This is a genomic window from Duganella sp. GW821-FHT07G03 (assembly GCF_059418605.1).
Map to the genome: position 1 here is coordinate 166813 of NZ_JBWKQE010000013.1, position 10510 is coordinate 177322.

Below are 10510 nucleotides of genomic sequence, written 5' to 3' on the forward strand. Positions count from 1 at the left end.
ATTAGTGACTTTCCTTGTTAGCTTGTTGCGATCCAATCAAATGCTGCACGACCCGTTCCATTTTCATGAAGCGGGAGCCCTTGATTAATACGGTTGCATCCGGCGTGACGGCTGCTTCGACAGCAGCCAGCAAATCGCCGAAGTTTTCAAAATGACGGATGGACGCGCCTTTCATATGCGCGGCCAGCTCGCCCGTTACCAGCACCTGTTCGATGCCTTTGCTCTGCGCGTAGGCGCCGATTTCTTCGTGAAACTCGCGGCCCTGGGTGCCGACTTCGCCCATGTCGCCCAGCACCAGCACGCGCGGGGCGGCGGCCTTGGACAGCACGTCGATGGCGGCGCGCACCGAATCCGGGTTGGCGTTGTAGCTGTCGTCGATGACGACGGCGCCGTTGGCCGCGGCCTTCTTCTGCAAACGGCCACTGACCGGCGCGAAAGTGTCGAGGCCCAGTTTAATCTTGTCCAGCGCGATGCCGGCGGCATACGTGCAGGCCACGGCGGCCAGCGCGTTGCGCACATTGTGGTCGCCCGCCGCTTGCAGGTTGACGAAGAACTGCTCTGGTTCGCCCTCAGCTTCGCGGATGGTGACGAACATCTCGTTGCCGAAATCATTGGCGCGGAAGGTGCAGCTCACTTCAGCATCCTTGGTCAGGCCGAAGCGCAGCGTGCGGCGGCCGGCCGACAGTTCTTCCCACACCGGCGTGAACTCGTCGCCATGCGGGAACACGGCCACGCCGTCGGCCGGCAGGCCGGCCAGCACGGCGCCGTTCTCGCGCGCCACCGCTTCCACGGTGTGCATGAATTCCTGGTGTTCGCGCTGGGCGTTGTTGACCATGGCGATGGTCGGCGCGGCGATGGCGCTCAGGCGGCCGATCTCGCCCGGATGGTTCATGCCCAGTTCGACCACGGCCGACTGCTGCTGCGCTTCCATGCGGAACAGCGTCAACGGCACGCCGATTTCGTTATTCAGGTTGCCGCGCGTGGCCAGGCGGCCTTCTTCGCCGTGGGCGGCGGCCAGGATGGCGGCGATCATTTCCTTGACCGTGGTCTTGCCGTTGCTGCCGGTGACGCCGATGACGGGCATGGCGAACTGGCGACGCCAGTGGTTGGCGATCTGGCCCAGCGCCACCAGCGTGTTCGGGACAACGATCGCTGGCAGGGTCCAGCCCTCCGGCAGTTCTTCCACGACGACTGCGGCGGCGCCCTTCTCCGCGACCTGCGCGAGGAAGTCGTGGGCGTCGAAAACCTCGCCGCGCAGGGCGACGAACAGCGAACCTGCAAATACGTTGCGGCTGTCGGTGGAGACGCCGCCAAATACAACTTCACCGGAGCCAATCAGCTTGGCGCCGGTCACAGAAGGCAGAATCTGTGCGAGTGCTGCACGCATCAATTCGTCCTCATCATGGTTAAGCGGGCCGACAGCGCCAGCTGCGCGTGGTCGGTGTCGGAGAATGGCAGTTTCTTGCCCTTGATTTCCTGGTACGGCTCGTGGCCCTTACCGGCCAGCAGGATCACGTCCGGCTTGGCGGCGTGCTTGATTGCCGACAGGATGGCGGCGGCGCGGTCGTCCAGCGTCTGCACGGTCGATGCCGGGTTGTTGCGGTCCATGCCGGCGACGATCTGCTCGATGATGGCGTGCGGATCTTCGCTGCGCGGGTTGTCGCTGGTGACCAGAACGTGGTCGGCCATCTGCGCGATCTTGCCCATCTGCGGGCGCTTGCCCGGATCGCGGTCGCCGCCGCAGCCGAACACGCACCACAGCTGGCCGCCGCGGTCGGTGGCCACAGGGCGCAGCGCGGCCAGGGTTTTTTCCAGCGCGTCCGGCGTGTGGGCATAGTCGATGACGATCATCGGCGCGTCCTGGCCGCCGACCTGCTGCATGCGGCCCGGCGCCGGCAGCAGCGCTTCGACCGCCTCGATGGCGGCGCGCAGGCCCAGGCCCTTGGCCAGCATCGCGCCCATCACGCCGAGCGCGTTGCTGATGTTGAAGTTGCCGACCAAATGGGTCTTGACCAGCGCCACGCCCAGCGGGCACTCCAGGTGGAATTCGGTGCCGGCGTTGCGGCTGCTGCGGAACTGGCTGGCGCGCAGCATCAGCACGCCGGGCATGTCCGGGCGCGCGGTGCTGTCGTGCAGCGTGTAGCCGATCAGCGGAATATCGCCCGACGGCGCGTCGGCCGGCGCTTTCGCCTGCAGATGCGCGACCAGGCGCAAGCCCATCGGGTCGTCCAGGTTGACCACCGCCGTCTTCAGGCCGGGCCAGTCGAACAGTTTGGTCTTGGCGGCCTCGTAGGCCTCCATCGTGCCGTGGTAGTCCAGGTGGTCGCGGGTCAGGTTGGTGAACAGCGCGACGTCGAAATGCATGCCGGCCACGCGGCCTTGTTCCAGGCCGATCGACGACACTTCGATCGCCAGCGAGGCGGCGCCCTGCGTGCGCAGTCCGGCCAGCGTGCGCGCCAGCAGCACCGCGTCCGGCGTGGTGTAGCCGGTGACGTCGTATTCGACTTCGCCGCGCGCGCGGAACAGGCCCACGCCCAGCGTGCCGATGACGGCGGCCGGTTCGGCGCCGCGCGACAGCGCGTGGCCCAGCCACACGGCGCTGGAGGTCTTGCCGTTGGTGCCGGTGACGCCGACGCTGAACATCGCCGCATCCGGCTGTTCATAGAAGGCGTGGGCGATCACGCCGGCATGCTGCTTGAGCTTTTCAACGGTGATGTAGGGGACGGCCCAGCTGTCGTTCCAGGTGAAGCCGGCCGGGTCGAACACCACCAGCGCGGCGCCCTGCTCGACGGCGCTGGCGATGAAGCTGCGGCCGTCGCCGGCGTCGCCGGCGTCAGCTGCAAACGCAAAAAACACATCGCCCAGCTTGATGCGACGCGAATCCGAAGCCAGCTGCGCGGACGGCGCAAGCTTGCGGATGGCGGCGGCGATTGCCAGCGGGTCGAAGTCGGAAGTGGTCACTGGTTCTCCTGTGATGCATTATCAGGAATGATGATATGGGTAAGGGTCGAATCGGGCGTGATGTTCTTGGCGCGCAGCGCGTTGGCGGCCAGCGCGGAGAACACGGGGCCGGCGACGTCGCCGCCGACGTGCACCGGGCCGCCCGGTTCGTCGATCATGACGGCGATGATGAAGCGCGGGTTCGACATCGGCGCCATGCCGACGAAGTTGCCGATGTATTTGGATTGCGAGTAGTGGCCGTTGATGAACTTCTGCGCGGTGCCGGTCTTGCCGCCGACGCGGTAGCCCGGCACCTGGGCCTTGACGGCCGAGCCGCCCGGCTGCGTGACCATCTCCAGCATCTCGCGCATCTCGGCGGCGGTCTTGGCGCTGACCACCTGGGTGCCGTGCGGCGCCTCCGTCACTTTCTGGAACGACAGCGGGATGATGTCGCCGTCGCGGGCGTAGATCATGTAGGCGCGCGCCAGCTGGATCAGCGACACCGAGATGCCCTGGCCGAAGCTCATGTTGGCCTGCTCGATCGGCCGCCACGATTTATATGGACGCACGCGGCCGGCCACGGCGCCGGGGAAGCCCCACTTGGGCTGCTGGCCGAAGCCGACCTTGGTGAACATCTCCCACATTTCCTGCGGCGGCATGCCCAGCGCGATCTTGGAGGTGCCGATGTTGGACGACTTCTGGATGATGGTCTGGACGTCGATCAGGTAGTGCGGGTGGGTGTCGTGGATCACGTGGTCGGCGATCACCATCGAACCGGCGCCGGTGTCGAACATGGTGTGCGGGGTGATGCGCTTTTCGTCCAGCGCCAGGCCGACCGTGAACGGCTTGAGCGAGGAACCCGGCTCGAAGGTGTCGGTCATGACGCGGTTGCGCAGCTGTTCGCCGGTCAGCTTGGTGCGGTCGTTGGGGTTGTAGGTCGGCCAGTTGGCCAGCGCCAGCACTTCGCCGGTGTGCACGTCCAGCACCACGGCGGCGCCGGCCTTGGCGTGGAACTTCTCCACCGATTCCTTGACCTGCATGAAGGCGATGTACTGGATCTTGCTGTCGATCGACAAGGTCAGGTCCTTGCCGTCGTGCGGCTCGCGCACCGACTCGATGTCCTCGACGATGCGGCCCAGGCGGTCCTTGATGACGCGGCGGCTGCCCGGCTGGCCGACCAGCGTCTTCTGCTGCGCCAGCTCCATCGACTCCTGGCCGGCGTCTTCGACGTTGGTGAAGCCCACCACGTGGGTCGTCACTTCGCCCTGCGGGTAGAAGCGCTTGTATTCCTTGCGGGTCTGGATGCCGTCGATACCGAGCTTGGTGATCTGGTCGGCGATGTCCTGCTCGACCTGGCGCTTCAGGTAGACGAAGCCGCGGTCGGAGTCGAGTTTCTTTTGCAGGTCGGCGTTGCTCATGTCGAGCAGGCGCGCCAGCTCTTTGAGCTTGGCCGGCGGCGCTTCCTGGACGTCGTCCGGGATCGCCCAGATGGCCTTGACCGGCACCGAGGAGGCCAGCACCTGGCCGTCGCGGTCGGTGATCTTGCCGCGCGTGGCCGGCAGGTCGAGGGTGCGGGCGTAGCGTATCTCGCCCTGCTTTTGCAGGAACTGGGTCGACAGGCCTTGCAGCCACAGGGCGCGCGCGGCCAGGCCGGCGAAGGCGGCAAACAATACGAACAAGACCACGCGCGAACGCCAGACCGGCAGACGCACCGCCAGTACCGGGTTCTTGGAGAACGGCACGCCCTTGGAGCGGGCCACGCGCGAGGTGTTCACATTGCTGCCGCGGCTCATTTCGATCCTTCCGGCGTCAGGTACTGGGTGCGCGCCGCGGTCAGCGGCGTCATGTTCAGGTCGCGGCGGGCGATTTCCTCGATGCGGGCGTGCTTGCCCAGGGTCGACTGGTCCAGCTGCAGCTGCGCCCATTCGATGTCGAGCTGGCGCGCCTGCGATTGCGTGCGTTCCAGTTCGATGAACAGGTGGCGCGCCTGGTACTGGGCGTTCACCAGCGACAGCCCGCAGGCCACCAGCAGCGCGGCCAGCACCAGGTTGATCTTGCCGCTCATGCCGCGCCCTTCGCCGTGGCGGGGTAAGGCAGGCGGCGGGCGACGCGCATCACGGCCGAACGGGCGCGCGGGTTGGCGGCGATCTCGGCCTCGGACGGCTTGAACTTGGCCAGCAGCTTCAGCTCCGGCTGCGGCAGGTCGACCGCGCGGATCGGCAGGCGCCGGTCCGGTTGCTCGACGTTGGCCTTGGAGGCGAAGAAGCGCTTGACCATGCGGTCTTCCAGCGAGTGGAAGCTGATGATGGCCATGATGCCGCCCGGCGCCAGGCTGTTCCAGGCCTGGGTCAGACCGATCTCGAGGTCTTCAAGCTCTTTATTGATGAAAATCCGGATAGCCTGAAAGGTACGGGTGGCCGGGTCCTTGCCCTTTTCCCGAGTCTTGACCGCGCCTGCCACGATGCTGGCAAGCTGTCGTGTGGTTGAAATTGGTTCGACTGCCCGGCGAGCAACAATCGCCTTTGCAATCTGAAAAGCAAACCGTTCTTCCCCATATTCTTTGATCACCTTTTCCAGTGTCTGTTCGGTTTCGATGGCAAGCCACTGCGCCGCCGACATGCCGCGCGTGGTGTCCATGCGCATGTCGAGCGGGCCGTCGTTGCGGAAGCTGAAGCCGCGCGCGGCGTCGTCCACCTGCGGCGACGAGATGCCCAGGTCGAGCAGGATGCCGTCGGCCTGCCCCACGCCGCGCTCGGCCAGCGCCGCGTGCATGGTGGCGAAGCTGTCGTGGACGATGGTGAAGCGCGGGTCGGCGATCTGCTCGGCGGTGGCGATCGCCTGCAGGTCTTTGTCGAAGGCGATCAGGCGCGCCTTGGCGCCCAGTTTGGACAGGATCAGGCGCGAGTGGCCGCCGCGGCCGAACGTGCCGTCGACGTAGACGCCGTCGGCGCGCGCGCCGTCCAGCGCCAGCGCGTCGACCGCTTCGTCTAGCAGCACCGTCCGATGCTGAAATTCCGGCACCGATGTCATTGTCATCACGGAGCCTTAGAAGGAGAAATTGGCGAGTACATCGGGGGTGCCGGCTTCGATCGCCTGCTGCTCTTTTTCCGCCATCTTGGCGGCATCCCAGATTTCAAAATGTGAACCCATGCCCGTCATCATGACTTCGCGCTCGAGGCCGACGGCGTTGCGCAGCTCGGGCGAGATCAGGATGCGGCCGGCCGTGTCCATTTCGACGTCGGTGGCGTAGCCGAGGAAAATGCGCTGCCAGGCGCGGGCCTGCATCGGCCATTGGGCGATCTGTTGTCGGTGTTGTTCCCACACGGGGCGGGGAAACAGCATGACGCAGCCATCGGGATGGCGGGTCAGCGTGAGGCGGCCTTCGCACTGGATCGAGAGCGCGTCACGGTGCTTGGCGGGGATAGACATCCTGCCTTTGGCATCGAGATTGATTGCGGACGCGCCTTGAAACACGGGATTACCTTTTGACCTCAGTAGGGTTAGCGGAGCATGATCGGCGTTTTCCGGTTTGCATTTCCCCCGCCGCTAAGTCGGGTGAAATTTCCCACAAAAAGACACTTTTTCACACAGATGCCCACTTTAGAGGAAGCAAGAATAGTGGTCAAGCGCTTTCAGGCAAACGAAACAGCGATTTTAGTAATGAAATTAAGGACTTAGCGCGATTCCTTGAAGCCGGGTAGAAATAAAATAGTCAGGCAAATTAAGTACTTATGACAAACAGTGAATGTGCTACCTCATCTATGCACATGTGTTTCAGCGCACTAAAACGGTGAAAATAGCCGAATAAAATAATTGAATTAAATGCATATAGTTGCAAATCGCCAACATTGCGGTAGCAAATAGACAAGGGCTGGGCGGGACGGGGAATGTGCGGACGGAGGGGATTTCTTGCGGCAAGTCGCGCCGGCGGCGCAATTAAGCGGATGGGGAAACCTGGGTGCGTTGTTGGACATTACCACGGACCGGCCCAACTTGTATAGACAAGTCATGCCTGTGCCGCCAAGCGCTATTATACGAAATCCGTCGCCGCAAAGCAGAAACGGCAGCCGTGCGGCTGCCGTTTTAAGTGCTTCTTAATCAAGTATTAGTCGTAAGTGGCATACACCGTCACGCCGCTGTAGCTGGTTTTAGCCTTCAGCATGATGTAGTACCAGTGGCCGGCCACCGGATTGGGCAGGTACAGGTTTTCCGCGTTGCCGGCGGTGGCCGACACCATGTCGTACGAGGCCACGGTCGGATAGCGGTCCAGCGCCATGTACAGGTCGACGTCGCCGCTGCCGCCGCGGCTGTAGATCTTGACGTTCTTGGCGCCGGCCGGCACCATCAGGAACAGATAGCCCTGGCTGCTCGAGGCCTGGCCGGTGATGCCGCAGTTCTTGCCCAGGTAGGTCAGCGAGGAGCAGCGCGGCAGTTGCGGTTCCGGCAGCGGCGGCTGGCCGGCGGTGGTGGCGTTGTTCACCCAGTCGGCGAACTCGGCGTCGTAGCTGGTGCCGATGCGGCCCATGAAGTCCTGGTAGGTGCTGTAGGCGCCGACGCGGAAATCACCCAGCACGGCGTCGACGTCGGCGCGGTGCTTCTCGATCATGAAGCGGGTCGCCATGTAACCCCAGCGATAGGCCCGGTTCACATAGTCGTTCATGCTGTAGGTGTTGCCGAAGATCTGGCTCAGGCGGTAGGTGCCGGTCTTCGCCATGTCGATCGCCACCTGGTTGTTATTCTTCAGCGACATGTATTCGGCGATGCCTTCGATCCACCAGACGGTCGGCACCGAGGTGCCCAGGTTGAAATCGCCCAGCATGTCGAAACGGCCGTCCAGGTAGTGGACGAACTCATGCTCCAGGTTCCACACCTGGAACACCGGCCGCAGCCACGAGGCTTCGTGGGCGATGAAGCGCGCCTGGTTGCCGGGCTGGTCAGGCTCGCCTTCCAGGTACATGCCGCCGTTGTTGGTGCTGATGCCGTAAATGATGGAGGCGTACTTGCTGTAGTTGGCGTAGTCGTCGAACACCACCAGCTCCAGCGAGGTGTTGTTGTCGTTGGCCACCGGCGTGCGGTTGGTCTTCAACATCTCGTGCACATAGCCCTCCTCCACCGCCAGCTTGTCGCAGCTGTCCTGCATCTGCGCCGGCGTCATGTCCTGGGCGCGGATGTGCAGCGTCGGGCTGCAGTCCTTGCTGTACTTGAGCACGGCGTTGGCCAGCTTGGTGACATAGTCGCAGGTGCCGTACTCGGCGCAATTGTCGTTGTCGTAGTACTTGACGGCGCTGGCGGCCGCCAGCCACAGGTCGCTGTCGGCGCCGGTCATGCTCGAGCTCGACAACATGGCTTGCACCATCGGCTTGACGCCGGCCTTCAGCGCCGGATACTGCATGAAGCGGAACGCCTCGTTGGTGGCGTCGTTGAGCTGGTAGCCGTAGTAGTCGCCCAGCAGCGCCGCCTTGTTGGAGGTGACGAAGGCGTTCAGCGCGGTCGCATACGACAGGTCGTTTTGCAGCAGCGGCGTGCCTTCCGGACGGTAGTGGGAGTAGAACATCACCGTCAAGGCCGACGTGAAGCCGCCGCTGGCGCTGGCGTTGCGCAGTCCGGCGACCGCGTTCGGGTTGCTCGCGCTGTTGGTGTAGCGCTGCACCAGCGCCTTCACGCTGGACAGGTAGAACGGTTCGTCATGCATATTGGTGATCAGGCGCAGCGCTTCGCCGGCGGTGCTGCTGGCCACCGCGTTGGGCGCATACAGCGCCGTGCCGTCTGCCAGCTGCTTGATCGGTGTGCGCAGCGCGGTCTTCACCGACTGGGCCGGCTGGGCGATGGTGCCGCCTTCGGCCAGGTAGTAGCCGGCGCGCAGGTACAGCGTCAGGTTGACCAGCGCCATATTGCTGGCGTTGTAGCTGGCCGCCTCCTGCGCGAAGCGGCTGGCGATGGCGCTCATGTTGGCGGCCGAGTAGACCGTCGCGCCCTGCGCCGGCGTCAGCGAGAACAGGCCGTAGGTGCATTCGTAGTCCGGCAGGTTGACCAGGTAGTCGGCCAGCGCGGCGCCGCTGTAGGTGGCCAGCTTGCCCATGTCCTTGCATTCCGGCGTCGCGCTCAATGGCGTCAGGCTGTTGCGCTGCGAGCGCGGCAACAAGTCGTAGCGTGGCTTGGTGGTCGGCGCCACCTGGTACTTCTGCTGCTCGACCGACGGCGGCAGGTTTTGACGCTGGTGCGGCATGGGTGCCTGTTTCAGGCGGCCGTGCTGGTCCGCGGCAGGATCGCCGCCCTGGTCTGCATGGGCGGTGATGGTCAGGCTGGCCACGCATAGGCCGCCTAGATACAGGATATTCCTCGATAACGACATGTCTGCCTCTTTTCTTCAAGAATAGTTATTGGTCTGTACCGCATTGGTTTGGCGGCAAGGAAATACTAGCTTGACAAGATTGCAGGGCATTGCGCGCACCGGAGGCGCGCGGGCGGTTCGGTCTATTTAGACAGCCGGGGGTGCGGGAACGGCACAGCGCCGCCACCGAAAAACCACACTCCCCGTACGCGGACGCGCTTCAGGCGCCCAGTTCCTGCCACAAGGAGACGGCCGGCGCCGCCTGCGCGCGCGCGCCGTGGTGCTGGGCGCGGTACTGGACCGGCGTCATGCCGGTCAGCGCCTTGAACTGGCGGCTGAAGGCGCTATGGTCGGAATAGCCGCAATCGTTGGCGATGTCGGCGATGCTGCGGTTCTGGTCGGCCTCGATCAGCGCCAGCGCGCCGTTGAGCCGCGATTGCAGCAACAGCTGGCGCGGGCTGTAGTGGAACACGCGCTGGAACAGCCGCTCCACCCGCGCCAGCGGCAGGCCGGCTTCCTGCGCCAGCTGGTTCAGGCACAGGGGCTCCTTGTAGTTGTCGCGGATGTGCTGGGCGATGCTGGCGATCTGGCGATACACCGGGTGGTGGTCGTCGGCCAGCCCGAGGTCGTGCGAGGTGCCGACCAGGCCGACGATGGCGCCGGCGTCGTTGCGCAGCGGGGTCTTGTGGGTCAGGCACCAGCCGTGGCGGCGGTTGGGATAGAGGTGCAGTTCCAGATGCTTGCTGATGGTGTGGCCGGCCTCGATCACTTCGCGGTCCTGCGCCATGTAGTTCTGCGCCAGGTGGCGCGGATGCACTTCCAGCACGGTCTTGCCGACGATTTCCTGCTTGGTGCGCAGGCCGCAGCGGCGCACCAGCGTGCGGTTGGCGGCCAGGTAGCGGCCGTCGCGGTCCTTGACGAAAAAGGCGACATCGCTCAGTTCATCGAACAGGATTTCGATCGCATTCAGCTCGACGTTTTGCATCGCTCCTCCAGTTGCCCAGGTGATAAGATAAACAATATTACCTTATCCTTGCCCGCACCGGAACCTTGCTGTGAGAATACACGCACCGGGTGTACCCCCGCCCTCCTTCTAGCAAACCTGCTGAATTTTTTACTGAATCCTACTGAATTGAACTTCCTTGGGCTGCTGCGGTCTAACGTAAGCGTCCAGCCGCTCCACCTTCCACACAAGGCTAGTTCTGCGTAGAGTTTGGAAACGGTAGCAGCGTGTCGATC

General features: G+C 64.1%; 8 protein-coding genes. All 8 read right to left on the reverse strand.

Translation table 11 applies throughout. The annotated features are described in order from the left end of the window. Position 1 precedes the first annotated feature (1 nt). The 8 genes from AC07OK_RS18110 to AC07OK_RS18145 all read right to left on the reverse strand — a co-directional run bounded on the left by AC07OK_RS18110 (position 2) and on the right by AC07OK_RS18145 (position 10256). Complete coding sequence (locus AC07OK_RS18110) at positions 2–1387, reverse strand: UDP-N-acetylmuramoyl-tripeptide--D-alanyl-D-alanine ligase (RefSeq protein WP_494691604.1); 1386 nt, start codon at positions 1385–1387, stop codon at positions 2–4. Further along, positions 1387–2961, reverse strand: coding sequence for a UDP-N-acetylmuramoyl-L-alanyl-D-glutamate--2,6-diaminopimelate ligase (locus AC07OK_RS18115; RefSeq protein WP_494691605.1), 1575 nt, complete (start codon positions 2959–2961; stop codon positions 1387–1389). The genes AC07OK_RS18110 and AC07OK_RS18115 overlap by 1 nt, the downstream gene beginning before the upstream one ends. Further along, positions 2958–4733, reverse strand: a complete 1776-nt coding sequence (locus tag AC07OK_RS18120; protein WP_494691606.1) for a peptidoglycan D,D-transpeptidase FtsI family protein — start codon at positions 4731–4733, stop codon at positions 2958–2960. The genes AC07OK_RS18115 and AC07OK_RS18120 overlap by 4 nt, the downstream gene beginning before the upstream one ends. Next, entirely contained in the window at positions 4730–5005 is a 276-nt protein-coding gene (gene ftsL, locus AC07OK_RS18125) for a cell division protein FtsL (RefSeq protein WP_020705059.1), read from the reverse strand. Before ftsL ends, AC07OK_RS18120 begins: the two co-directional genes overlap by 4 nt. Then, positions 5002–5976 carry a 16S rRNA (cytosine(1402)-N(4))-methyltransferase RsmH gene (gene rsmH, locus AC07OK_RS18130; protein WP_494691607.1) on the reverse strand — a complete coding sequence of 325 codons (975 nt, stop codon included), beginning with the start codon at positions 5974–5976 and terminating at the stop codon, positions 5002–5004. Before rsmH ends, ftsL begins: the two co-directional genes overlap by 4 nt. Positions 5977–5985: 9 nt before the next feature. After that, entirely contained in the window at positions 5986–6414 is a 429-nt protein-coding gene (gene mraZ, locus AC07OK_RS18135) for a division/cell wall cluster transcriptional repressor MraZ (protein ID WP_026335030.1), read from the reverse strand. Positions 6415–7045: 631 nt separating this feature from the next. Continuing rightward, a complete protein-coding gene (locus AC07OK_RS18140; RefSeq protein WP_494691608.1) occupies positions 7046–9292 on the reverse strand; it encodes a M9 family metallopeptidase in 2247 nt (748 codons plus the stop codon). 199 nt (positions 9293–9491) lie between these two features. After that, positions 9492–10256: a PAS domain-containing protein gene (locus AC07OK_RS18145; protein WP_494691609.1), complete on the reverse strand. Its 765-nt coding sequence runs from the start codon at positions 10254–10256 to the stop codon at positions 9492–9494. Positions 10257–10510 lie beyond the last annotated feature (254 nt).

Excerpts from the sequence above, each read along its gene's own strand:
- AC07OK_RS18110 (WP_494691604.1), bottom strand. The coding sequence starts at position 1,387 with ATGCGTGCAGCACTCGCACAGATTCTGCCTTCTGTGACCGGCGCCAAG.
- AC07OK_RS18140 (WP_494691608.1), bottom strand. The coding sequence starts at position 9,292 with ATGTCGTTATCGAGGAATATCCTGTATCTAGGCGGCCTATGCGTGGCC.
- AC07OK_RS18120 (WP_494691606.1), bottom strand. The coding sequence starts at position 4,733 with ATGAGCCGCGGCAGCAATGTGAACACCTCGCGCGTGGCCCGCTCCAAG.
- rsmH (WP_494691607.1), bottom strand. The coding sequence starts at position 5,976 with ATGACAATGACATCGGTGCCGGAATTTCAGCATCGGACGGTGCTGCTA.
- AC07OK_RS18145 (WP_494691609.1), bottom strand. The coding sequence starts at position 10,256 with ATGCAAAACGTCGAGCTGAATGCGATCGAAATCCTGTTCGATGAACTG.
- ftsL (WP_020705059.1), bottom strand. The coding sequence starts at position 5,005 with ATGAGCGGCAAGATCAACCTGGTGCTGGCCGCGCTGCTGGTGGCCTGC.